This is a genomic window from Paenibacillus sp. RC84, assembly GCF_041260495.1.
In the GTDB taxonomy this organism is placed as follows: domain Bacteria; phylum Bacillota; class Bacilli; order Paenibacillales; family NBRC-103111; genus Paenibacillus_F.
The window spans coordinates 44,010-68,930 of sequence record NZ_JBGBYL010000001.1 but is presented as its reverse complement, the minus strand read 5'-3'; the positions used below and the strand labels follow the sequence as shown (position 1 = coordinate 68,930).

Sequence of the window (24,921 nt, the reverse complement as noted above, 5' to 3'; positions counted from 1 at the left end):
TGCTTTTTCCATACTTCACCGCATTAAAACAATGTCTAATTGCCGCTTTGTAACCTTAAAGTATAGAGGTGCGCCATTCAACGGAACATCGCAAAAATCCTTCGGGGCCTGCCTGCGACCGGTTCCCTTTTTTCCAAAGGAAGATCATTCGCTACCCGGATGGCGTTCCGGCGGCAGTATTCCGCGTAATCTCCGCCTATCTTCGCCTCTATCTTCTCATAGGCTTCACTCAGCCTGAACGGCCTGCGGACCAGATCGTGCGCATCCGACGCAACCAGATGAATCAACCGGCGGGAGCAAAGCTCATAGGCGAGCGACTGTACTTTCGAGCCGAATGTGCCCAGGATGGAATCCGAGGTGAGCTGAAATACCGCTCCCCATTCCGCAAGCTGCAGCAGCTTGTCCGGATCTCCCGCAACCTCCGCATTCCTCTCGGGGTGCGCAATTACGGGCACGAGTCCCAAAACCGAACATTCATGGCAGATCTCGGCCAGCTCCGCAGGAAGGGAGTAAGCGGGACATTCAATCAGCAGATAACGGGTTCCCCCAAGCGTGAGCAAAGTATCCTCGTACCAGTCATTGATCAGATTCGGGGTAACGCGGATCTCCTGGCCGCTTTTAACGTGAAGCGGAATGCCGTGCTCCAATAAGGACGCATTCAGCCCGGCTACCGCTTCTTCAATGTCTGCGGAGGGGGTGAAATAGCGGCTCGTCCGGTGATGAGGCGTAGCGAAAACCGTCGATATTCCATTCGACACCGCCATTCGCGCCATTTCGAGTGATTGCTCCAGGCTGCTTGGCCCATCATCCAGACCGTGAAGGATGTGTGTATGGATATCGATCATTCAATTTCCCTCCAGATCCGAATGTTACTAAAATTATGTCACAAAACGTATGGATTGCATGAGGGTGTATAGTTATAAATTCATGTAGTTACTCTTGCTTATTTTACAAAGCGAAGTATGAGCTGGATTTCCTGTTTGTTTTTGTTTTTATTTATCTCTTTTTCCAGTTATTTATAATTATTAAGCGGTATTTTACGAATAAAATGCTTTCTTCTGCCGCTTGCAAGGTACAACGAATCAGACCTTTATCTCTACAAGATCACGATCCGTTCATGCTTTTTTTCCACTCGAAAAGCCCCCTAATGCTTTTAAAAGACTGGCTCCGCGGGCTTTCGGGGGGTCGTAAACGAATTTTTAACAGTTGATACCAAAGACAGGTCCCAGGGAAAGCCGTTCGGCTCAATTTCGGATTTAAGGGTGGGACGGGGTAACTAACCTAGGTCTTAGGGATGGATTTAGAGGTTGAAAAGGAACCGGATTTAATTCCCACAATTTTACTTGGAATAGTCCCGGCCTGTACCTACCTCTTCCGAAAACCGGGACAAAATCCGATTTTTCGTCCCAGTCTTCCGGGAAATACCGCTACTAAATTCCCGTCCGGCGTGAGCTTTGCATGCGGAAAAGCCGACATCGGGCTCTTCCATGAAGACCCAACCCCGCGGAAACCGCCGTTTTTCGGCCGGTTCAGGTTATATTTGCCTCCTGGCAGTGACTTTGGACACAAGGAGGCGTGCGCCTTCCTTCTTTCAGCCCAATCCGACACGGTCTCAAGAGCTGTTTTTTGCAAGCGTTTCCATTCAAATTTTTGGGGGCTTCTCCTGTACTTTCCTTTTAGTGTCCAAAAGCACGCCCGGCTTCCGGCCGGCCCAAAGAAAAAAGCCGCGCGCGGCGGCTTCTCTTTCAACCCCAATTATTCTGTTCATCCGTGTTATCGGAACCTATCGGAACTTGCCGGATTGCCTGCCGGATTACTGGTCGGAGGAAGTAAACACGGCTTTCCCGGGGATATACAGGATTTGGCCGGGGCTGACTTCCTGATCCTCCAGCCGGTTGTAGAGCTGAAGCTCCCTCGGATTGATCTCATACCGTTTGGCGATAAGATCCAGTGAATCTTCCTTCTGAACGATGCACATCGTCACTTTGCGGAACTGCTGATCCTCTTTTTCCGTTTGGATAAAAAGTTTTTTCCACTCCAGGGCATCCGCTTTGGATTCTTCCGAACCCGCGGCCGAGGCGTATTCCCGCTCATCCTTTTCGGTCCGTTCGTAAGAAGATGCACCGCTGCCTGCACCGTTTGCGAAGAGCGACTGAAGACCGGAACCTCCGGACGACGGAGAGTCCTGCTGCTTCTTGCTTCCGAACGCCACCTTCAGTTCCTTCGTTTCTTCCTGCACGGCAGGCTCTTCATCGGCGAATACTTCCAAGCTCTCCTCGGCGGGAGCGGAAGCAATCACCGGCTCTCTCTCGGGCTCGATAACTTCCGCCTCGACGACGAAGGCCGGAGCCGTTTCCCCCCGCTCCGCCCGACCGGCCGCCTCCTGCTCCGCCGGGGAAGCCGAAGCAGGGTCCTCCGCCTGGGCAAGCGTCTGCTGCCCCGCAGCCGCAGACGGCGTGCGCTGCTCCTGCGCCTCTTCCTCGCCCGCGCTGCGGTAAGAGCGCTCGGACGAGAGCTGGTTCAGCGTCAGCTCGCCGAAAGACCGGTCCGCAAACGAAGCGGACGAATCCGCCTGCGGCGGAGGAGACTTCGGCGCGGCCAGCCGGTCCCAGGCGCTTGGCGCCGGACCGGACGGCGCCGCGGCCTGGACCTCGGGCTGCTCTGTCCGCGTCTCGCGCAGCCACGGGTTATCGGCCTTGTACGCGCTGCCCGGATAAACCGGAGCCTGAGGCTGGGCCTGGTACTGAGGCTGGGCCGATGTCGTCGGCGGCTGCAGCTTCGCCTGCCCGTCCGCCGCAGCCGCATATTCCGTCTGCTGGCGAAGTTCGAGTTCGTCGGCTCCGCCGGCAGGTTCGCTCCGCGGCTCTGCCGGAGCATTTTGCGGGGCGGAAGCCGTTTCATGCACGAAAACAACCTCTTCGTCCTCTTCGCTCCAGCCGCCGGCTTCATAAGCCATCTCCACCCCGTGCAGGGAAAGCACCCCGGTCACATTCAGGCTCCGTGAATTCAGTACGTCCACATCAAACGTTTCGATATCGACCAGAATATCCTCGATCCGATGCACCCGGCTGAGCGGCAGCGTAATCTCCACCGGAATGGAATGCTCCAGCGACCGTTTCGTTTCCTGCTCATCCAGATAGCTTCCGTTCAGCAGCAGGCTGCCTTTCAACAAAGCTTGTTCCTGCTGGGGAATCACCTCTATGCGGGGAATCAGTTCCACATCGTCCAAATCCCGTATGCCGGCGGCTCCTTCCGCCAAATGTACGCGTTCGTAGATGTCGAATCGCAGACCGTTCTGCTCTTCCGTCAACGTTGCCATCCTCCCTTCGGTTGTCCTCTAGTAAAGCTGCGCCTTATCGCGGGACTCCGTTCTTTACTATGTATATGATAGAAGGAGGACGGCATGACTGCATTTTCGCATTTATGCGTTCAATGCCGCAAGAAGCTCCCGGAAATCATCCGGATAAGGAGCATCGACAGCCAGCTCCTCGCCGGTGACCGGGTGACGGAATAGAAGGCGTGCGCCGTGAAGCGCCTGCCTTCCGAAAGCGTTCATCCGTCCGCCGTACAGGGCATCTCCGAGCAGCGGATGGCCGATATGGCTCATATGTACGCGGATCTGGTGCGTCCGCCCGGTCTCGAGGCGCAGCTCCAGCAGGGCTGCGTCTCTGAAGCTCTCTACCGTGCGGTAATGGGTCACCGCCGCGTCCCCTCCGGGAGACACCCGGCGGCGCGCCCGGTGATGACGGTCTTTTCCGATCGGGGCTGAAATCGTTCCGGCCGGAGGCGCCGGCAGTCCGTCGCAGACGGCCGCGTACATGCGCCCGATCGCTTTCTCCCGCATCGCTTCATCGAGCAGAAGGTGCGGCAGCTCGTACTTCGCATACAGCACGGCTCCGCTTGTATCCTGATCCAGCCGGTGAATGTGCCGGACGCCGCAGCTTTGGCCGGTGGATTCGTAATAGCCGGCCACCGCGTTCGCCAGTGTCCCTCGCTGCCCCGGCTCCGATGGATGAACCGCCATCCCCGCCGGTTTGTTAACGACAAGCAGGTAGTCGTCCTCGAACAAGACTTGCAAGTCGGTCCATTCCCCGGGCACCGGTGAAGGCTCATCGGGAAATACCTTCAGCAGAACTTTCTTCCCCTGCCGGCGGATTCCGCCTTCGCGTTCCAGCTTGCGCCACAGCTTAAGCGGAACCGGCAGTACCACGTGGACCTCTTCCCATGCACACGCATCGCCCGACAGCGTCAGCTCAATCCATTCCCCTTTTCTTCTGCCCGTCACGATAGCGCCCTCCCTTCCGCAGCACGACTGCCAAAGCGGCAAGCAGCACGACAAATACGAACACGATAAAGATCAGATCAATCGGAAAATCGAAGAAATAATAGCGTTTCATACGAATAAACAGCTCCGTTCGTCATCGAAAGTCTTTCCCATTTTATCATCTCCGCCTTTTAAAAGAAAACAAGCAGGTCCGGACCAGGCCCCTCGTTTGTATTAACGTTCACCGGCCCGCTTCCCGGCAGGAGATCAAGGCTGTCTCGCGAGGCTATCTCGCGCAGCCGGATGCAAGCCCAATCGCCGTTCCTTGCGTCCGCACCAATACGCACAAAAAAATCCCCGGTCCTGACAGACCGGGGATTCATCGTACAACAGGACAAACACCATGCAAAACAGCCGGCTAAAGCCTACAACCGTTTCAAAGCTTCGCGGTTCGCCTCGATGGTCGCTTCGATGTCTTCATCCGTGTGGGCGGCCGAAACGAACATCCCCTCGAACTGGGACGGGGCTACCGAGACACCCAGATCCAGCAGATGGCCGAAGTACCGGTTGAATACGGACAGATCGGACGTTTTGGCCGTGTCGTAATTGACTACCTTCTGCTCCGTGAAGAACGGGCACACCATCGACCCGACACGGTTCAGCGTGCTCGGTACGCCGATTTCCTTGGCATTGGCCAGAAAACCTTCCGCCAACCGGGCTGATTTGCGTTCGAGTTCCTCATAGACGCCCGGCTGTCCGAGCAGCTTAAGGGTGGTATACCCCGCCGCCATCGCGAGCGGATTTCCCGACAGCGTACCCGCCTGATAGATCGGACCGCTTGGAGCGATCTGCTCCATGATGTCCTTGCGTCCACCATAAGCGCCGACGGGCAGCCCGCCGCCGATTACTTTGCCCAGACAGGTCAGATCCGGCGTCACGCCGTACAATCCCTGCGCGCAGTTAAGATGGACGCGGAAGCCGGTCATCACTTCGTCGAAAATAAGCAAAGCGCCGAATTTGGAAGTCACCTCGCGCAGTCCTTCCAGGAAACCGGGCAGAGGGGGCACGACGCCCATGTTGCCCGCAATCGGTTCGACGATGACAGCGGCGATATCTTCGCCGAATTTTTCAAACACTAGCTTGACGGACTCCAGATCGTTGTAGGGAACCGTCAACGTATTTTGCGCGACCGATTCCGGCACGCCCGGACTGTCCGGCAGGCCAAGCGTCGCTACACCCGAGCCCGCTTTGATCAGAAGCGCATCGGCGTGGCCGTGATAGCTTCCCTCGAATTTCAAAATCTTGTTGTGCTTAGTGAAACCGCGAGCCAGACGCAGCGCACTCATCGTCGCTTCCGTACCGGAATTCACCATGCGCACGATATCGATGGAAGGTACGCGCTCCGCGACCAGCTTGGCCATTTCCGTCTCGATCAGCGTAGGCGCTCCGAAGCTCGTTCCTTTTTCCGCCGTCGATTTCACGGCTTCGATCACTTCGGGATGGGCATGGCCGAGAATGAGAGGTCCCCAGGAACCGATATAGTCGATATATTCGTTCCCGTCGATGTCGTACACCCGCGAGCCGCTTGCGCGCTCCATATACATCGGAGTCAGACCGACCGATTTAAAAGCGCGGACCGGGCTGTTCACCCCTCCGGGGATCACTTGTTTAGCTTCGGCAAAAGCAGCCGCGGACTTCGTATCGTTGCGTTTGTGATTCAGTTCCATAATAGCCGGATACCTCCTGGTTTCAGTTATCAGTAAACTTAATCGGGCGGGCACCGTCAGGCGGATGCGGTTAAACCGCGGTCCGCCGCCTCCCGTCTTGACAAAAGCCGGAACGCTTCAAACGAACAAAGGCGGTCCGGCTTCTGCTTGTCAGTTGTTTCTATTATACACGCTTCCGCATGGGATTGCTTTAAGAGGCACACGACCTTCGCTGCCGCCGCGCCGCACGTGTTCGCTTTGAGAATAGTCAGCATTTGCTTCTTATCGGAATCGGCAAACGGTTTCGTTTTAGTGCGGAGCGCAGCGAGCTGCCTCACGTCGACTTCGTCCATAAGCGTCACGTGAGGGGCCCTATGCTTGGATTTAACCAAGGCACTCGTCATCACGTTTGCTTTTGCCGCTTCGGCCCCGGCTCTAGTTTCCGCGACTAGACCTTCGCTGCCGTCTTCGTGCCTTCCGCTGAAGCTTTCGCCGCCGATCCGTCAGCCGCGCCCGTCAAGCGATCCGCGGCCTCGAATGCCGCTTCCCGTCCCTGCCGGATGCAGTCCGGCAGACCCACGCCGTGGAAGCCCGCGCCCGTCACGTACACGCCCGGCATACGCTCGGCGAGATCGCTCCTCAGCTCCCGGACATGATCCAGATGGCCGACCGGATACTGCGGCATCGACCGGTACAGGCGGGTCACTTCGTAGAACAGAGGCTCCGCCGTGATGCCCATCAGTTCCGCAACATCTTTGCGGACTTTTGCCACGATTTCTTCGTCCGTAAGATGCACCCAGTCTTCCTCACCCGAGCGGCCGACATAACAGCGAAGCAGGACGTGACCTTCCGGCGCCGTGTGAAGCCACTTGGTGGACGTCCAGGTGCATGCCGTGATCGAGCGCCCTTCGGATCTCGGGATAAGGAAGCCCGATCCGTCGAATTTGACGTTCGCGTCTTTTTCCCGGTAAGCGATCACTACGTTCGCAACCGACACGTAATTGATCGCCTTCAGCTTGTCGACGGCCGGGTGGTCGCCGAGCAGCTCGGCGGAATGATACGTCGGCAGGGTCAGAATGACGCTGTCGGCCGTTTCCCGCTGTCCGCCTTCGTATCCGACCTCGTAGCGGTCCCCTTCCTTGCGGAGTTCCGTCACTTTCGTGCCTGTCCGGATCGTCACGCCTTCCTCCCGCAGTACTTCCTCCAGCCGCTCAACCAGCGTCTGCAGACCGTTCTTGTAGGTCAGGAAGGTGGAGTTGCGGCCGGGAGCCGGCAAATTCAAAGCCTCCTGCTGGGATTTCTTGCGATTCGATATCATCCCGTAGATCAGACTCCGGTACTGCTGCTCCATTTCGCCGAACTGCGGAAAGGTCGACTGCAGGCTGAGCGCATACGTATCGCCTGCATAGATGCCCGCCAGCAGCGGTTCGACGATCTGGTCCAGCACTTCTTTGCCCAGTCTCCGGTGAAGGAAATGGCCGAGAGATTCGTCGCTGTCGTCTTCCTTCTTGGGCAGCACGAGATCCATCATCGCACGCGCCTTGCCTTTCGCGGAAACGAGACCCGTTCTCATAAACGGTTCGATGTCCGTCGGAATGCCGAGCACCAGTCCCGCAGGCATCGGGTGCAGAGTGCCGTCCCGCAGGATGTAGGTCTTCTTCGCCTCCGGGTTCGTACCCGTGAGTTCCCCTTCCAGCCCGAGCTCGCGGCTCAGCTCAATGATCGGAAGCTTCCGGGCCAGGAAAGAATCCGGGCCCTTCTCAATGACGAATCCTTCTTTACGCAGGGTATGGATTCTGCCGCCGAGCTTTTCGGCTCCTTCAACCAGGGTAACATCCGCCGTACATCCGGCCTCCTTCAATCGCTTATTCACGTAATAAGCGGCGGTGAGACCGGTGATGCCTCCTCCGACAACGATTACTTTACGGGCCTCGTTCATCATGCAACGTCCTTTCCGCCCGGACGGCATCTTAAGGCCGCCCGGATTATAAAATCGCAAAGAGGCGCATCCGAATGTCTGCGCTCCCTTGTCGTCTTGCTCTAAGCTTGTTTCGTCAGTTCGCCGTACTGCTTCCAGACGGCATCGCTGAGCGTCTGCATATACAGCGGGTCGGTATTAAGCGAATCCGTACGTTCAAGGTGCAGGCCGATTTCCTTGGCGAGCTGCTGCGCCTCTATATCCAGATCGTACAGCACTTCCAGGTGATCCGAAACGAATCCGATCGGGCACACGAGTACGCGCTTCACGTCTTCCTTCGCGAGAGTACGCAGTACATCCAGGATGTCCGGGCCAAGCCAAGGGGTAGCCGTTTGTCCCGCGCTCTGCCACGCAAACTGCCAGTTCTCGATGCCGGCTTTGTCCGCGATCGCGCGCGAAGTTTCAAGCAGCTGCTCCGGATACGGATCGCCCAGCTCGAGAATTTTCTCCGGCAGGCTGTGCGCCGAGAACAGGACGCGGACGGAGGAACGGTTCTCCTCTCCGAACTTGCCCAGCGCGCGTTCCACCCGCTCGGTCAGAGCTTGAAGCAGCTTCGGATGCAGATGGTAGCTGTCGACAAACGTCATGGCAATGCCGTGCTCGGCCGCTTTTTCGCGTGCGCGCTTGTTGTAGCTGCCGATGCTCATCGTCGAATAGTGAGGAGCGAGAACGATGCCCACTCCTTCGGTAATTCCGCTCTGAGCCATTTGCTCAATGCCGTCTTCGATGAACGGATATGCGTGCTTCAAGCCTTGGAAACAGACGAATTCCACGTCGTCATGCTCGGAAGCCAGCGCATTTTGCAGACCCGCCACCTGATTGTCCGTATTTTCCCGCAGCGGAAAAACACCTCCGACAATCGCTTCGTAACGGCTGGTCAGCTCATGCAGCTGTTCCGGACTCGGCTTGTTGCCCCGCCGGATGTGCGTGTAGTAAGCTTCGATATCCTCCATGCTCTGAGGAGTGCCGTAAGACATCACCAGTACGCCGACTTTCTTCCTGCTCATGGTTCAGACCCCCTTGCCCGCGTTCCGCCCGGCCAGCGCCTCGGCAGAATAGGCATGTATAAATTCAGTGAGTTCCTTTAATTTATCCAGAGACGCTTCCGGGAACAGGCCGTGACCCAGGTTGAAAATATAACCCGGCTCCGTGATCCCCTGATCGATAATGCGCTTCGCATGTTCCTGAATGACCGGCATCGGCGCCGTAAGTAGGTAAGGATCGAGATTACCCTGGACGGCAAAGCGTCCTCCGGTTCTTCTCCGTCCTTCCGGAATGGATACGCGCCAGTCGAGGCCGATCACATCCGCCTGGAGGTCGCCAAGCAGAGGAAGCAGTTCGCCCGAGCTCACGCCAGGGAAATAAATCTTAGGCTGCTTCAGATCGCCGAGCTCGCGGAAAATCCGCTGGATCGTAGGCAGGACGAACACCCGGAAATCTTCCGGCGCAAGCGCGCCGACCCAGGAATCGAACAGTTGGACCGCTTTCGCGCCTGCCGCGATATGCGCCCGCAAATATGTAATGACCATGTCTCCGAGCTTATCCATCAGCGCGTGCCATACTTCCGGATTTCCGTACATGAGTTCTTTCGTGCGAATGTAGCTTTTCGAAGGACGGCCTTCTATCAAGTAGCTTGCAATGGTGAAAGGCGCTCCGGCAAACGTAATGAGCGGAACCGTCAGCTCGCGGTCCAAAATCCGGATCGTTTCGATGACATGGGACAAGTCGCCTTCCACGTCGATCGGCTTCAGCTTCATTACATCTTCACGGGAACGGATCGGATTCTCGATCACCGGCCCCACGTTTTTAACAATATCGAATTGAATGCCGAGCGACGCTACGGGATTCATAATATCGGAATACAAAATAGCCGCATCCACACCGAGCTTCTTTACCGGCATCAACGTGACTTCTGCAGCCAGTTCCGGCTGTTCGCATATTTCAAGCAGCGAGTATTTTTCTTTGATCTTGCGGTATTCGGGATCATAGCGTCCGGCTTGACGCATGTACCACACGGGCAGCCGGTCTACTTCCTGCTTGCGGCAGGCTCGAATAAAACGGTCATTATTTATCACAAGACACCTTCTCCTGACCCTGTCATGATTTGTTACCATTATGCCCTAATTATACCCCGGTCACAACCGGAACCGCGCTCCGACTTCCGACAAATGTTTGACAAAGCCGCAGTGAGCGGGCTTTCCTCCGTGCTCTTACCTTCTTTAAAGAGAATTGAAACCGCATTTCCCGGAGGTACGGTTTCGAATGTAAACGGCTGCGTCAGCCGGCTCCCGCGCTTTTTGCCCGGATAAAAAACGCTCCGCAGTTTCCCGGCCGGGCTCCTGCGGAGAAAGAAGGTACGGTGTACCTCGGTTAAACGTTTTTCAGCCAGCGCGCCGCATCCTTGGCATGGTAGGTCAAAATAATATCGGCTCCCGCGCGCTTAAAGCCAAGCAGCGTCTCCAGCACGATTTCTTTTTCATTGATCCAGCCGTTCTGGGCCGCAGCCTTTACCATCGAATATTCCGCGCTTACGTTGTAAGCCACGAGCGGAAGATCGAAGTTCTGCTTAAGCAGCTGCAGAATGTCCATGTATGCAAGCGCAGGCTTCACCATGAGGAAATCCGCGCCTTCCAGAACGTCGCTCTCGGCTTCGCGGAGAGCTTCGCGGGAGTTCGCCGAATCCATCTGGTAAGTTTTGCGGTCCCCGAACTGAGGCGCCGAATCCACCGCTTCACGGAACGGACCGTAGTAAGCGGAAGAATATTTGACCGAGTAAGCCATAATCGGCACATGTTCCAAACCTTCCGCATCCAGTCCCGCCCGGATGGCATGCACATAGCCGTCCATCATGTTGGACGGAGCGATAATGTCCGCGCCCGCCTTCGCCTGGGAAACGGCTGTTTTAACGAGCAGCTCCAGCGATTCGTCGTTGGCGATATCCGTGCAGCCCGTTTCCGGGTTATGATGCACAACGCCGCAGTGACCGGTATCCGTGAACTGGCATAGGCAGGTATCCGCAATAATGAGCAGATTCGGGTTGATCTTCTTGATCAGGCGCGATGCCTGCTGGACGATACCCTCCTCATGAAAAGCCGACGTTCCGATCGCGTCTTTCGTTTCGGGAACACCGAACAGAAGAATGCCCTGGATACCGAGCTCGGAAATCTCGCGGATTTCTTCTTCCAGACGGTCCAGGGAAAAATGGTAAACGCCCGGCATAGACGGGATTTCGGATTTGATATTATGACCGGCCTCCACGAAAACCGGCTGAATCAGATCGTTAACGGACAACGCGTTTTCACGCACAAGGTTGCGGATTGCAGCCGAACCGCGCAGACGGCGGTGGCGCACTAATGGGAAACTCATGATAACTTCCTCCTTTTAATCCATGCCGGCAGGGCAGCGGCCCCCGAAACTTCGAGCACGGCCGCTCCCGCCGCATAACGAAAAGTTTAATAGAGTCAAGAGCCCGCAGGCTCTCCTGCTTTAACGGCCCGGCCTGCGGCAATGCTTTCCACGAGGGACGCGATGGTCGCTTCCGGCGGCATATAGGCGGCCGCCAGCTCGTAATGAGCCAGCGTCGCTTCCGTCTTCGGACCTATGCAGGCGATCTCCGTGTTTTTCAGCAGGGATACGGGGTCTTGGACCCCGAGCTTCTGAAGCGCTCCGATCAGATTCGTGACCGTCGAGGAGCTCGTGAACGTCGTGATGTGAACCTGCCCTTCCTCCAGCAGCCGGACCACGTCTTCGCCGCCTTCGACTTCGGGTACGTTCTCGTAAACGTCCACTTCGTCAACTTCGAGACCGAGCGAACGCAAGCCCTGTGGAAGTGCGTTGCGGGCGATGTCCGCGGTGGGCAGCAATGCGCGCTCTCCCGGGCGGACCGCTTTTCCCAGCTCCGCAAGCAGCTCGTCCGCATGGAACTCCCCGGGAAGCGTCTCGACGAGCAGCCCCCGGGATTCCAGAGCTTCCGCGGTCTTGGGTCCGACTGCCGCGATCCGCACGCCGGCCAGACCCCGTATATCAAGGCGCAGCTCCCGCATGCGGCGGAAGAAGAACTCCACCCCGTTCGTGCTCGTAAACACGACCCAATTGTAATCCGCGAGTCCGCGGAGCGCTTCGTCCAGCAGACGCTGCGCATCCGGGCTGCTCGGCGGCTGGAGCTTGATCACCGGAAATTCGACCGGCTCCCCTCCAAGCTCCTCGATCATCGCAACGAGCTCGCTGGCCTGGCTCCTCGCCCGCGTAACGAGCACGCGTTTGCCGAATAGCGGCTTTTTCTCAAACCAGGCCAGCTTCTCGCGCAGTTTGACCACTTCGCCGATGATAATGACGGCCGGTGACTTGAAACCGGCTTCCTTCGCCTTGGCGCTGATGTCGGACAACGTGCCGATCAGCGTCTGCTGCTCCGTCCATGTGCCCCAGCGGATCAGTGCGACCGGCAGGTCGGCAGGCTTTCCGTACCGGATCAGCTGTTCGCTGATCTGCTCCAGATTCGCTACGCCCATCAGGAACACGAGCGTGCCGATTCCTTTGGCCAGATGCTCCCAATCGAGCTTCGTATAAGTCTTATTCGGATATTCATGCCCGGTTACGATGGCGACCGAAGAAGTGAAATCCCGGTGTGTGACGGGGATGCCTGCATAAGCGGGAACCGCTATGGCGGAAGTAATACCGGGAATGATTTCGAACGGAACTTCATGATCGGCCAGCAGCTCGGCTTCTTCCCCGACACGGCCGAATACGCTCGGGTCGCCGCCTTTCAGACGGGTCACGACCTTGCCCTGGAGGGCCAGATCAACGAGCAGACGGTTAATGTCTTCCTGCTTCATCATATGTTTGTCCGGGAGCTTTCCTACAAACACCAGCTCCGCATCCGGTTTGCGGTGTTTGAGCAGCCTGGGGCTCGCCAGCCTGTCGTAGACAATCACGTCGGCCCGCTCAATCGCCTGGAGTCCCCGAACCGTAATTAACTTCGGATCGCCGGGTCCTGCGCCGACTAAATAAACTTTCCCTCTCTCCACTCGCCCACTTCCTCTCAGCTGCTTCCATCCCCTTGCGGGAAAGGCCACCTTTTCTTTCTCCCGTGGTCCTTCTGCCGCTTCTCAATCGGAAGCTTTCTCCCGCTATTGCTGTTCGTACCTCTATCCCTAAGCCGCTATTCCGCAAAAGCCGCCGTATTTCCCAGGCAGCCTCTATTTGTAGTAGCAAAACCGCGCCGACCAAGCCGCAGCAGCCGTCATAACCGCGGCGGCCAGGTGTTAATCACGCGCATATGGAGCTATACGGTTCGGCAGATATACACCCGCCGACGCCACTCGCTAAAGCCGCCGTACGACTATTCGATCCGGCCGCTCTCGTACGCTTCGGCCAGAATGCGGTCCGCGCCGCGGGCGATAAGCTTTTCCGCGGCTTCTCTGCCGAGCGCTTCCGGATCGCTGCCCCGCAGCGTCTCCTTCAGCAGCTCGGCGCCGTCCGGCGAGCCGACCATCGCCGTCAGCGACAGCTCCGTGCCGCCGCCGGTACGCTCAACGGTCGCGTAGGCGCCGAGGGGCACCTGGCAGCCTCCGTTGAGTCTGCCGAGGAAACTGCGCTCGGCTCTGACCGCGAGCGCCGTATCGTCATCTTGAATCTTGCTCAGCAGATTCAAGACGAATTCGTCGTCCGCCCGGCATTCGATGCACAGCGCGCCCTGCCCGACGGCAGGCACGCACGCTTCGGGCGGAACGTAGGCGCTGATGCGATCCTGCCAGCCGATCCGGTGCATACCGGCAGCGGCCAGTACGATCGCATCGAAGCCTTCCGATTCGAGCTTGCGCAGCCTCGAATCGATGTTGCCGCGGACCGGCTGGATGCGCAGGTCCGGGCGGCTGTGCTGCAGCTGGCTGGAGCGCCGCAGCGAGCTCGTGCCGACGAGCGCGCCCTGGGGCAGCTCGTCCAGCGACTTCTCCCCTTTCGTGATGAGTACATCACGCGGGTCCTGGCGCTTAGGCACCGCGCCGACCATGAGCCCTTCGGGAAGCTCGAACGGCATGTCCTTCATGCTGTGTACGGCAATGTCGATTTCTTTGTCCATCATCGCCTGCTCGATTTCTTTGACGAACAGTCCTTTGCCTCCGACCTTGGACAGCGTTACATCCAGAATCCGGTCCCCTTTGGTCACAATCTTGCGAAGTTCAAACTCGCATTCTATGCCGGATTGCCGGCTCAGTTCCTTTAATTCGTCGATAACCTGATTCGTTTGAGTGAGGGCCAGTGCGCTCTGACGGGTGCCCACGACGATCGTACGCATATGTAATTCCTCCGTTTCTTCTATGAAGCCGTGAAGATGTTACCTTGATTCCAATGCCGGGCCCGTAAACGGGTGCCGGCTCTATTGTTGATCCGCTTCCATCCATATCGCGGCAAAAGCTTCTTCCGAATCCTGCGCCGCCTGCAGCCTGCCCAGCAGAGAGGCTCTCCACGCTTCGTATGTACCGGCGGCGATACGGTCCAGGACGCGCCAGTTCGGAAGCCGCCGGAGCAGCTCATGCCGCAGAGGCATATCGCCGACCCGGCTGCGGGCGAGCTCTCTCAGCTCCGCCAGAAAGTCGAGGTAGATCTCGTACTCCGGTCCGTACCTCTCCTGCAGCTCACGGCCGATTTTAGCGGACAGCGCGGGACTTGCTCCGGACGTCGATACGGCCAGTGTAAGTTTGCCGCGCCTTACCGCGGCCGGCACGATCAGATTTCCACTGTCGGGCTTGTCCGCCACGCTGACCAGTTTACCGGCCTTGTCGGCATCGGCCCGAACCCGCTCGTTGACCTGCGGATTGTCCGTCGCCGCAAAAACAATAAGATATGGAGAGAGGTCCGGATATAAGGAGGCCTCCGTTCCCGGCCTGCCCTTATCCGAACCTTCTCTATCTTTTGTGTAAGAATAACCCGCTTCTCCGTAGCGCCCGCAGCGCCAGGTTATCCGGCCGGTTTCCGCCCACTTCTCGACGGCCGCGGCAGCCGCAGGGCTGATCACCGTAACGAGCGCACCCGCTTCCAGGAGGGAAGCGATTTTTCTTTCGGCTACGGCTCCGCCGCCTACAACGAGGCAGCGCTTGCCTTCGAGCCTGAGCATCGCCGGATATTCCTTCATCCTCCAACCCCCGTCTGCTGCCAGTTATGAAACCCGGAAAACACGTTGGAGAGGATAAAATTCAGCAGCACGATGACAAAAGCCGCCAAATTCCACTTCGCCAGCTTCGGACCCGACATGCTTAGCGAATGATGCTGGAACAGGTAGAACCCGTACGCGCAAAGCACCAGCAGCGAATTGATGACTTTCGAGTCGAACAGCACGTTGGCGTTCTTTTCGATAAGCACCCACACGACTCCCAGAGCCAGCGCCAGCATGAGCAGCGGCGTTCCGATCACGACGCTCACATAGGTGTAACGTTCGATTTTTTCCAGGGAAGGGAGCCTTTTCATCGTATTCGTCCAGCTCTTCTGCTTTAGCTTACGATGCAGGAACAAATACATGCCCGAGAAAATGGCCGAGATCGTATAGGCCGCGTAACTGCCGACAGCGAGAGAGACGTGAATGAACAGCAGCTCGTCGTTGACGTTCCAGGAATCAATCATGGGAGAGACATTGGAATCGCTGAAGAAATTTAAGGCCAATACGGCAAGCCCGAATAAATTGACGAAAAAGACCACAAGTTCAATTCGGAAAAACCGACTCATAATGAGCGATACCGTAACGAGCACCCAGGAAAATAAAAAGAGTGTCTCAAACATGGAGAACACCCATCGTCCCAGGTGTTCATATAAATTGTAGCCCAGATAGGCCGTCTGCAAAACCCATACAAAAGAAAGCAGCCCCGTACCCATCCGTTTCGCACTCCGATTCGCGCGCGCAACATCAGAGAAGTAAAACAGCAGGCTCAGGGCATATAAATAAATTATCGCATCGTACAGAAAGCTGCGAGTGAACACGGCATTTCTCCTTCCTCTATCTCGGAGAACCGGAAATCAGGAGCGTGCAAGCGCCGGCTGCATCGTAAAACCGCCGGTCAGCTCTTCTTTGGCATGCTTCTGGGCAGCCGTCTGGACCGCTTCCGCTTTGGTTTCTTCCAAAGCTTCGGCTTGTGCCTGCTCCGCCATAAGTTCCTCTAAAGCGAACATTTTCGTAAACATTTCAAGCGCCTCGTCGCCCTTCTTCTCCGCGGCCATTTCTTTAATAGCCAGAATCGGGTCTCTCAGCATCTGGTTGACAATGCTTTTGGTTAATTTCCGGATCACTTTCATCTCGCGCTCATCCAGGTCCGGCAGCTTTTTGAACAAGCTTTCCATCGTTTCCTGATGTACCATATTCGCTTTGGCCTGGAGCGCGTGAATAACCGGGCTCACTCCGAGCGTCTTCGTCCACTGATCGAAAGCCGCAATCTCGGCGCCGATCATTTCCTCGATTTTGACAGCTTCTTTCTTCCGTTCCTTGAGATGGCTGTCCACGATAGCCTCCAGATCGTCGATGTCGTACAGGAAAACGTCCGGAAGATCGCTGATGTCCGGATCAAGGTCGCGCGGAACCGCAATGTCCATCATAAATAACGGACGGGACTTCCGCTTGGGCAGCACGGATTGGAGCTGCTTCTTCGTCAGCACGTAATCGCTCGATCCCGTGGACGAAATGACGATATCCGCTTCGGCCAGCCGTTCGTAAAGCTGCTCCATCGGATACGCGTGGCCGTTGAACTTGCCAGCCAGCTCCAAAGCCCGCTCATAGGTGCGGTTGACGACGTCAACCCGCTCGGCGCCGCTCGCGTACAGGTGCTTCACCGTCAGCTCGCTCATCTTGCCCGCGCCCACGATCAGAATTTTCTTACCCTCGTAGCTTCCGAAAATCCGCTTGCCCAGCTCAACGGCGGCATAGCTGACGGAAACCGGATTTTCTCCGATCGAAGTCTCCGAGTGAGCGCGCTTGGCCATCGTTACGGCCTGTTTGAACAGCGTATTAAATATCGTGCCCGTGGCTCCAAGGCGCTGGGCTTCCAAAAATGCGTCCTTCACTTGCCCCAAAATCTGCGTTTCGCCGATAATCATCGAGTCAAGACCGCTTGCGACACGGAACAAATGCTCAATGGCCCGGTCATGTTCATATATATACAGATGGTTGTTGAATTCCGTCCGCGGAATCTCAAACCACTCTTCCATAAACTTGCGAATGTAGTGCCCGCAAATGTGTACACGATCGACCACGGCGTAGATTTCAGTACGGTTGCAAGTGGCCACGACAACACATTCCAGTATGCTTTTTGTCTGCCTCAGCTCCACGAGCGCTTGCGACAACTCTTCCTGCGTAAAAGTAAACTTCTCGCGAATCGCGACGGGAGCTGTCCGGTAATTTAATCCGACGACGACAATATGCATGGGGCACACCTACCTTTCTTTGCAGCTAACAATAATTATTATAACATAGCCGACCGTCGTAACCGACAAATATTTTGACTAAATTTTGAATGCTGCCGGAAGCCGCTATGCCTAGTGTGGTCTATGTTTCTTGTAGATATACCGATTATTGGAGCAGCTTTTTTTCAAGCAGTTCTCTTAATGCTTCATCATTTTTCGACACGGCTTCGCTTTGCGAAGTAACGACGCTCCCCGAGGAGGTCATAAGCTTGCCGTAGGCTTCGTACAGCTGCGCGTAGAGCTTGGCGGATTCCTGCAGGACGCCCTGCTCATCCGCTTTCAGAGCGCGCTCTCCGCCTATTTGCAGCCTCAGTATGTATTGCATCAGTTGAGGCAAACTGCCCAGCGTATGCAGCTTCTCGCTCCCTTCCGCAAGTACGAGTCTCTCGTGCGTATAACTGGCCGTGTACAGCGCCTGTTTAAGCGAATCGAGTTCCCGCGTATCGGCCGAACGTGCGGCATCCTGCAGAAAACGGTTCAGCAGCTCGATCTGGAACAAAGAAACCTGGAACAAAAGACGCTCCGCATCCGGCTTATCCGAGCCTTTCGTCACATAGCCATATAAGCCGGCAAGCGGCCAGGCAACCAGCCCGGCTGCCAGCGCAAACAGGATGAGCTTCGATTTGATTTGGCTTCGCACGGCACCTCTCTCCTTCCGGGTCCCGGTTAAGAAGACCCGTACCATTGTATGAGAGGCCTGACAAACAAATAACCACGGAATGCGGACTCCGTGGTTACCTTACTTATATAAACGCTTATCTTGTATACTAAAACAACAAACTTACTTAGCCAATACGGCTTGCTTGATTTCCGGCGTTTCGACTTCAAACTCGCCCATTCCGCGAACCAGTTTCTTGGCATAGACCTTCTCCGGCTTAAGCAGCGAGATCATGTGGTCGATAGCCAATTGAGGATCTACCGTTTCACCGCAAGTGTAGCAATCCAGCGCGGCAAAACCTCTCTCAGGATACGTATGAATGGAAAGATGACTCTCAGACAGCAGTACTAGTACTGTGGCACCTTGTGGCTCAAATTGCTTGGACTGAACAGACATGACCGTTGCTCCACACGCTTCAGCTGCGTCTACCATTTGGGCTTGCAGCCACTCTGCATTGTTCAAAAGTTCAAAATCTACTCCCCAAGTATCTACAGCAACGTGTCTTCCGAAAGTTGAATATTCCATCTTCCGGTTCCCCCTTCCTAGGAATAAAATTGTTCTCGCATTTCATCCGCTAGGACCTACGTCATTCACTTCCCGAGGGAATAATCTCTCGCAACATTCAATGTCCTGAGTGAATCCTGGTTCCTATATTGTTTTCAACGAAATTAAAAATAACATCTATTGAACAGAAATGCAATAGTTTTTTTCACATTCGCAAGATTCATTTTCGGAATGCTCTGCTTGCGGTTCTGTCCGTAATACACTATGTAACGGTGCGCCGCTTCGTGTCTGCCAAAGCGGGTCGGACGAATCCATTTTTTTCTCTTCACAAAAAAATAAAAAAAGAGCCTGTGAACAGGCTCTCCGCTTCTCTATATAGAGCTTAACTTGCACGTAAAATAATATGCCTACTGCCGGGTTTGAGCAAATCCTACGCTTCGAGTACGAACAGACGGCGGGTCAGCATTTTCAGACGGTCGTCGATATCGAGCTTGAGCGAAGGGCAGGGAACTTCGTTGCGCATGTCCAGCAGATGGTTAATCTGATCCTGGATCATGCCGATTTCCCTTTCGATCTCCGTCCGGCGGAAAAGGTTCTCCAACTGGCCGAGCGTATCGTGATACTCATAGACGACGTTCGTATGCTGTCCTTTGATCTCGACGATTTTGACGACTTTCCCGTTCTCGTAGGTATACATCATCACAAACGTAGCGTATATCCGCTTAACGATGGCTGAACCTTTGAATTCGGCTATCGCCTTGCGCATAAGATTAGTCAAACGCAGACTTGTTACACGGCAGGATCCCGAGCTAATATACTGCTTACCGACGCGTTCAAACGAAAGAACAATCTCTTCTCCCGCCTCTTCCTGAAAGACAAACTCCTGGTTTCCGTTCTCGATGACTTTGACCTGAGCCGTGATTTGCTGATCGGCAAACATTTGGACAAATTTGGACATTTCGGCTTCCGTTAATTGCAGGCGGGTTTTGACATATTCAGTCGCTAACCTCTGTGCCATGGAAATCCCTCAATTCTATTTTTTCAACGCCTTTGATCTTGCCTACTTCATATTATACTACATCAAGACTTAATATTCCTGCGTACGATGCATGAAAATCCGGCGAAAAACGGAAAAAACGCTCTCCTGCCTGAAAAAATTGGCTATCAGCACCGTATAGTCTCCAATTGCCTTGAAAACTCATCGCTTTCCATGCTCACTTCTTAAAATAGTCTTCCATACGGCTTTTTACCCGTCCATGCTTCCGATTAAACAAAAAAAGCGCGGAATCCGCGCTTGCTGTTTATTAACCTTTGGTGAAAATTTAATTTTTTCGCTCCCGGTATTTGATGTACGAATACAAGGTCGGGACGAGCACGCTCAGCAGAATAACGACAATTCCGAACCAGGCGGGAACGACCGACGGGAACAGCGACACTCCGATAAATACGATTCCCGCCAGCATCCAGATGGGACCCGCCATGCGGTGGGTCCGGCGCCATACCTCCTCGTCAGCGAGCGTCCAGGGAGTCCGGATTCCGAACGTATAGTTGGGGCGCGCGCGTCCCATATAGTTGCCGATCACCATCCAAAGAGCGCCGACGCCAAGCGGAACCCAGAAGTTGACGGGCACGTCGTACCCGAGATTGGTCAGCAGGGTGATGAAGAAAACACCGCTCAATAAAACCGTGATTAAAATTCGGAAAAGATCGTAAAACCCTTGAAATTTTTCGTAATTATTCCGTTTCGGATCGAGAGACGGGGCCCACTTCATCAGCAGAGGCAGAGCCAGATTTAGCGCAGACATCAGAATGAGGAAGGAGCCTTTGCTCTGATAGCCGTTGGCTTCCCCGCCCGTTCCGAAGTGAACCGCCATTATCTCGGGCAATTTGCCGTAGATCCCTATAGCGTAGAGAATGGGCGCCGCGGCGATGATCAGCAGCAAGGTGTCTTTCCACGTCCATCTCGGCGTTTTACGAATCGCGTTTGTCATGTTGATTTCCTCCCTCGTCTTTATGCGTAAAATCCATCAACCATCCCAGGGCATCCTGGATAACGGTCGTGTTCAACGAATAGATGATGCTTTGGCCTTTGCGTTCGTCGAGCACCAGCTTAGCCTGCTTCATGACGCTCAGGTGATGGGAGATGCTCGGTTTGGACATTTGAAAATGGTCGGCGATTTCGCCCGCGGATAAATCCCTTTCTTTCAACAGTTTCAGGATTTGTCTCCGCGTCGGGTCCGACAGGGCTTTAAAGGTATCGTTCACCACCCTCACCTCCTCATGAAAACTTTTTTGAATTCCGATTGAAAAAGGCAGATATCGTGCCGCGGCAGCCTTCGGGATTACAGGTAGAGCTGCCAGCCGATCGCAAATACCGTCGTTCCGACAAAAGCGGCGATGGCTTCGGCCTGAGCCAGCGATTTTTTGGCGGCTGCCAGTACGGCCAGGTTGAGCAGGGAATGAAGCGGAATCAGAATCACGGCCGACCAGGGATAACGAGCTATGCACAAGGCAGCGCCGATGTGGTAAGCGCTGGCGAAGACCCGTTCGATGAGCCCCCATGCCGGATGGGCTCCGTACGTCCCCTGCGCCTCCAGCATGGCTTTGGCCTGCATCGCTTTCTCATCCGTGCGTTTGGAGAGGGAGGCTACCGCGAAAAGGGTTACGAGCGTATACACAATCTCGATAGCGGCCCAGCCAATGCCTATCGAAGCCGCGGAGCCGATCGTCAAGCCCGCTGCGAGCAGCGTAACCAGGCGGACAAGTTCCTCCAAAGGTCCGGATGACGATACGAGAAGCAGGCGCCCTTTTTCTGCGGGCATACGGGCTGCAAGAAGACTTACCGGCCCTCTGAGAGCGAGAGCCGCGATCCAGCCCGCTGCGCCCAGCAGGACCGGTTTTACGGTTACGCCCACTCCCTGATAGTCGAAAAACGCCCAGAAGGCGAGCGGTACCAGGAGATAAAGCGGAGACATCAGCTGGGACAAGCGGATGTGGTGCTCCTGAAGCCGCTTTAAATCAGTAGTCTGGTTCACGGTCGATGCACACCCTTTATCGATCTTAATTAGATATTTAGATAAACTTCTAAATAAAGAATACAAGGTTTTTCCCATTCCGTCAAGAGACCCCTCCGCCCTTCTTATTGCGACCGCACCGAGGCTCCCGGCGCGCGGTGCTTAGCGTTCCATGACGATGGTCAGCCTCCACCCGATGAACAGCAAAAAAACCGTCCCGTAATGAGACGGTTTACACCCTGCAGCCGCGGGCTAACGAGAGACCGCGGTTATTATTCCTCCGAAGGAGCCGATTCCGGCAAAGCTTCGCTATCCGGCTGCGGCTGTCCCCAACCGATCGCGGACTCCAGAATCTCCCACAGCTCGTCCTTCCCCATTCCCGTTTCCGACGAGAAAATAATGAAGGGACCCGAACGGTCAAACTCCAGATCGTCCTTGATGATCTTGGCGTGCTTCTGCCATTTGCCTTTGGGCACCTTATCCGCTTTGGTCGCAACGACAATTACCGGCACATCCATATGCTTCAGCCAGGTATACATGGCCTGGTCGTCCTTAGACGGCGGGTGACGTAGGTCGACCAGTTGCATAACCGCTTTAAGCGGTTCCCGCTTCAGCAAGTAATTTTCGATAAACTTGCCCCATTCGGCACGTTTCGTTTTGGAAACTTTGGCATAGCCGTAACCGGGAAGATCGACGAAATATAAGTCGTCATTAATGCGGTAATAATTGAGGGTTTGCGTTTTGCCCGGCTGGGAACTTGTCCTGGCCAGATTTTTACGGGAAATCATGCGGTTGATGAGGGAAGACTTACCCACATTGGAACGCCCTGCCAAAGCAATCTCCGGCAAGGCATCCTCAGGGTATTGTCCCGGTCCCACCGCACTGATAATAAATTCAGCCTGGTTGACCTTCATGTTTCACACTCTTTTCATCGATATGCGCCCGGTCTTCGCTTGCGGAAGACAGGAAGATCTCCGACCGGCTTAAGCCTTCAGATCCACTTCCTTGACGAGCGCGTGTTCCAGTACCTGGTCCATATGAGCGACCGGAATAAACGTAAGATCGTTACGGACGCTTTCGGGAATATCCCGGATGTCTTTCTCGTTGTCCTTCGGCAGGAGGATGGTGCGGATTCCCGCACGATGTGCGGCCAGCGCCTTCTCCTTCAGTCCGCCGATAGGAAGGACGCGGCCGCGCAGCGTAATCTCGCCGGTCATGGCCACCTGGCTGGACACGGGGATGTTCGTCAGCGCGGAGATCAGCGCCGTTCCCATCGTAATCCCTGCCGACGGTCCGTCTTTGGGGATCGCGCCTTCCGGAATATGAATATGAATGTCATTCTTTTCATGGAAATCCGGCGCGATCTTGAGCTGCTCCGCTCTTGAGCGCGTGTAGCTGAATGCCGCCTGGGCGGATTCCTTCATCACGTCGCCGAGCTTGCCCGTCAGCGTCAATTTGCCGCTGCCCGGCATGACCGTGACTTCGATGACCAGCGTATCGCCGCCCACCTCCGTCCAGGCCAGACCCGTGACCGCACCGATCTGATCCTGCTCCTCCGCCATATTATAGCGGAATTTGGGCGGACCGAGGTCTTCTTTGACGGTGTCCACCGTAACCTCGACCGTGCGGCCGGGATCGGAGACGATCTTCTTGGCGGTCTTGCGGCAGATCGCGGCAAGCTGCTGTTCCAGATTGCGGACGCCCGCTTCACGGGTATATTCGCGGATCACCTGAAGAAGAGCATCGCGGTTCATCACCATCTGGCCGTCTTCAAGCCCGTGATCGCGCTTCTGCTTCGGCAGCAGGTAGCTGTCCGCGATTTCAAGCTTCTCGATTTCCGTGTAGCCCGGAAGGTACAGAACTTCCATCCGGTCGAGCAGAGGCCGCGGAATGTTGTGCAGCGCGTTGGCCGTCGTAATGAACATCACGTTAGAGAGATCGAACGGCACTTCGATGAAGTGGTCGCTGAACGTGTTGTTCTGTTCCGGGTCCAGCACTTCAAGAAGCGCGGCAGCCGGGTCTCCGCGGAAATCCATCGCCATTTTGTCGATTTCATCGAGCAGGAACACCGGATTCACACTGCCCGCCGTCTTCATGGCCTGAATAATGCGGCCCGGCATCGCTCCGACATACGTGCGGCGGTGGCCGCGGATTTCGGCCTCGTCCCGTACCCCGCCGAGCGAGATGCGGACGAACTCACGGTTCATCGATTTCGCGATCGAGCGGGCGATGGACGTTTTACCTACTCCCGGAGGACCCGAGAGACAGAGGATAGGCCCTTTCAGCTTCTTGACCAGCTTCTGAACGGCCAAATATTCCAGCACGCGTTCTTTCGGTTTTTCCAGTCCGTAATGATCGGCATTCAAAATTTCTTCCGCTTTATGGATATCCAGGTCGTCTTCCGTCTTCTTCGTCCACGGGAGAGCAAGCAGCCAATCGATATAATTGCGGATAACGCTTCCTTCCGCCGATGTGGAAGGCATCTTCTCGAGACGGTCGATTTCCTTCTCGATTTTTTCCTGAACGTTCTCAGGCACTTCCGAGGCGGCAAGCTGGCTGCGGAGTTCTTCGATCTCTCCGGCCCGGCCCTCTTTATCGCCGAGTTCCTTCTGAATCGCCTTCATCTGTTCCCGCAGATAGTATTCCTTCTGTGTCTTCTCCATCTGCTTCTTCACGCGCTGGCTGATTTTGCGTTCCAGTTCAAGCACTTCGCGCTCGTTGTTCAAAATACTAAGCAGCTTCTCCAGACGGCTTCGCACGTCCACCGTTTCGAGAATGTCCTGCTTGTCTTTGATTTTAAGGGAAAGATGGCTGCAGATGACATCGGCAAGTCGCCCCGGCTCATCAATATCGGATACCGCAGCCAATGTTTCCGGCGTTACTTTTTTGGACAGCGTAATATAGTGCTCGAACTGATTGAGCACCGTACGCATCAGTGCGTCGATTTCGGCGTCGTTCACTTCTTCTTCGGGAAGCTCTTTCGCGTTGACTTCGTAAAACTCGTCGTTGGCGATATACTCGACAATTTCCGCCCTCACGACTCCTTCTACCAGTACGCGAATCGTTCCGTTCGGAAGCTTGAGCATTTGACGCACTTTCGAAATGGTCCCCACCCGGTAAATATCTTCCTTGGCGGGTTCTTCTATATTCACTTCGGCCTGGGAACAGAGCAGGATCATGCTGTCTTCGATCATTGCTTTTTCCAAGGCTTTGACCGACTTCTCCCGGCCTACGTCCAGATGCAGTACCATGCTCGGATATACGAGCAGTCCCCTGAGAGGCAATAACGGCAGGCGGCGTATCCGCGTTTTATTAGGCCCCATGTTCCGACACCTCCACTTTTTTACTGGTGGGCT

Annotated in this window: 23 protein-coding genes; all 23 read right to left on the bottom strand. The window is 55.5% G+C overall.

Going from position 1 to position 24,921, the window contains the following annotated elements; genetic code table 11:
* Positions 1–77 precede the first annotated feature (77 nt).
* The 23 genes from ABH899_RS00325 to lon all read right to left on the bottom strand — a co-directional run bounded on the left by ABH899_RS00325 (position 78) and on the right by lon (position 24,888).
* Positions 78–845 (bottom strand): tyrosine-protein phosphatase, encoded by a 768-nt coding sequence (locus tag ABH899_RS00325; RefSeq protein WP_009675061.1) that lies wholly within the window; start codon positions 843–845, stop codon positions 78–80.
* Positions 846–1,813: 968 nt separating this feature from the next.
* Positions 1,814–3,319, bottom strand: a complete 1,506-nt coding sequence (locus tag ABH899_RS00320; RefSeq protein ID WP_369993023.1) for a LysM peptidoglycan-binding domain-containing protein — start codon at positions 3,317–3,319, stop codon at positions 1,814–1,816.
* Between the two features lie 102 nt (positions 3,320–3,421).
* A complete protein-coding gene (locus ABH899_RS00315) occupies positions 3,422–4,285 on the bottom strand; it encodes an RluA family pseudouridine synthase (RefSeq protein WP_369993021.1) in 864 nt (287 codons plus the stop codon).
* The gene (locus tag ABH899_RS00310; protein ID WP_009675069.1) at positions 4,254–4,397 is read right to left on the bottom strand and encodes a hypothetical protein; all 144 of its coding nucleotides are present in this window, start codon (positions 4,395–4,397) and stop codon (positions 4,254–4,256) included. Before ABH899_RS00310 ends, ABH899_RS00315 begins: the two co-directional genes overlap by 32 nt.
* A 292-nt stretch (positions 4,398–4,689) precedes the next feature.
* Positions 4,690–5,991, bottom strand: a complete 1,302-nt coding sequence (hemL, locus tag ABH899_RS00305; RefSeq protein ID WP_369993019.1) for a glutamate-1-semialdehyde 2,1-aminomutase — start codon at positions 5,989–5,991, stop codon at positions 4,690–4,692.
* A gap of 56 nt (positions 5,992–6,047) precedes the next feature.
* Entirely contained in the window at positions 6,048–6,374 is a 327-nt protein-coding gene (locus tag ABH899_RS00300; RefSeq protein ID WP_369993016.1) for a 2-oxo acid dehydrogenase subunit E2, read from the bottom strand.
* Positions 6,375–6,418: 44 nt separating this feature from the next.
* Positions 6,419–7,912 (bottom strand): protoporphyrinogen oxidase, encoded by a 1,494-nt coding sequence (hemY, locus tag ABH899_RS00295; protein WP_369993013.1) that lies wholly within the window; start codon positions 7,910–7,912, stop codon positions 6,419–6,421.
* Between the two features lie 98 nt (positions 7,913–8,010).
* Positions 8,011–8,955, bottom strand: coding sequence for a ferrochelatase (gene hemH, locus ABH899_RS00290; RefSeq protein WP_369993010.1), 945 nt, complete (start codon positions 8,953–8,955; stop codon positions 8,011–8,013).
* 3 nt (positions 8,956–8,958) lie between these two features.
* Entirely contained in the window at positions 8,959–10,062 is a 1,104-nt protein-coding gene (gene hemE, locus ABH899_RS00285; RefSeq protein ID WP_369993008.1) for a uroporphyrinogen decarboxylase, read from the bottom strand.
* Between the two features lie 256 nt (positions 10,063–10,318).
* Positions 10,319–11,314 carry a porphobilinogen synthase gene (gene hemB / locus ABH899_RS00280; protein WP_217558225.1) on the bottom strand — a complete coding sequence of 332 codons (996 nt, stop codon included), beginning with the start codon at positions 11,312–11,314 and terminating at the stop codon, positions 10,319–10,321.
* A 95-nt stretch (positions 11,315–11,409) separates the two neighbouring features.
* The gene (gene cobA, locus ABH899_RS00275; protein ID WP_369993006.1) at positions 11,410–12,972 is read right to left on the bottom strand and encodes a uroporphyrinogen-III C-methyltransferase; all 1,563 of its coding nucleotides are present in this window, start codon (positions 12,970–12,972) and stop codon (positions 11,410–11,412) included.
* Positions 12,973–13,286: 314 nt separating this feature from the next.
* Complete coding sequence (gene hemC, locus ABH899_RS00270) at positions 13,287–14,240, bottom strand: hydroxymethylbilane synthase (RefSeq protein WP_369993004.1); 954 nt, start codon at positions 14,238–14,240, stop codon at positions 13,287–13,289.
* A gap of 81 nt (positions 14,241–14,321) precedes the next feature.
* Positions 14,322–15,077: a precorrin-2 dehydrogenase/sirohydrochlorin ferrochelatase family protein gene (locus ABH899_RS00265; RefSeq protein ID WP_369993001.1), complete on the bottom strand. Its 756-nt coding sequence runs from the start codon at positions 15,075–15,077 to the stop codon at positions 14,322–14,324.
* The gene (locus ABH899_RS00260) at positions 15,074–15,916 is read right to left on the bottom strand and encodes a cytochrome c biogenesis protein (RefSeq protein WP_218228201.1); all 843 of its coding nucleotides are present in this window, start codon (positions 15,914–15,916) and stop codon (positions 15,074–15,076) included. The genes ABH899_RS00265 and ABH899_RS00260 overlap by 4 nt, the downstream gene beginning before the upstream one ends.
* Positions 15,917–15,952: 36 nt before the next feature.
* Positions 15,953–17,350 (bottom strand): glutamyl-tRNA reductase, encoded by a 1,398-nt coding sequence (gene hemA, locus ABH899_RS00255; protein ID WP_369992999.1) that lies wholly within the window; start codon positions 17,348–17,350, stop codon positions 15,953–15,955.
* Between the two features lie 145 nt (positions 17,351–17,495).
* Entirely contained in the window at positions 17,496–18,029 is a 534-nt protein-coding gene (locus tag ABH899_RS00250; protein ID WP_009674208.1) for a hypothetical protein, read from the bottom strand.
* A gap of 141 nt (positions 18,030–18,170) precedes the next feature.
* Positions 18,171–18,572, bottom strand: coding sequence for an adenosylmethionine decarboxylase (speD, locus tag ABH899_RS00245; RefSeq protein ID WP_016423520.1), 402 nt, complete (start codon positions 18,570–18,572; stop codon positions 18,171–18,173).
* Positions 18,573–18,981: 409 nt separating this feature from the next.
* Positions 18,982–19,569 carry a non-ribosomal peptide synthetase module gene (locus ABH899_RS00240; protein ID WP_369992998.1) on the bottom strand — a complete coding sequence of 196 codons (588 nt, stop codon included), beginning with the start codon at positions 19,567–19,569 and terminating at the stop codon, positions 18,982–18,984.
* Positions 19,570–19,873: 304 nt separating this feature from the next.
* On the bottom strand, positions 19,874–20,542 hold the full coding sequence (locus ABH899_RS00235; RefSeq protein WP_369992995.1) for an SdpI family protein: 669 nt from the start codon (positions 20,540–20,542) through the stop codon (positions 19,874–19,876).
* Positions 20,523–20,816, bottom strand: coding sequence for an autorepressor SdpR family transcription factor (locus ABH899_RS00230; protein ID WP_369992993.1), 294 nt, complete (start codon positions 20,814–20,816; stop codon positions 20,523–20,525). Before ABH899_RS00230 ends, ABH899_RS00235 begins: the two co-directional genes overlap by 20 nt.
* Before the next feature lie 77 nt (positions 20,817–20,893).
* On the bottom strand, positions 20,894–21,586 hold the full coding sequence (locus ABH899_RS00225) for a hypothetical protein (RefSeq protein ID WP_369992991.1): 693 nt from the start codon (positions 21,584–21,586) through the stop codon (positions 20,894–20,896).
* A gap of 251 nt (positions 21,587–21,837) precedes the next feature.
* Positions 21,838–22,479, bottom strand: a complete 642-nt coding sequence (yihA, locus tag ABH899_RS00220) for a ribosome biogenesis GTP-binding protein YihA/YsxC (protein WP_009674209.1) — start codon at positions 22,477–22,479, stop codon at positions 21,838–21,840.
* A 69-nt stretch (positions 22,480–22,548) separates the two neighbouring features.
* Positions 22,549–24,888, bottom strand: coding sequence for an endopeptidase La (gene lon, locus ABH899_RS00215; protein WP_369992989.1), 2,340 nt, complete (start codon positions 24,886–24,888; stop codon positions 22,549–22,551).
* Positions 24,889–24,921: the final 33 nt, after the last annotated feature.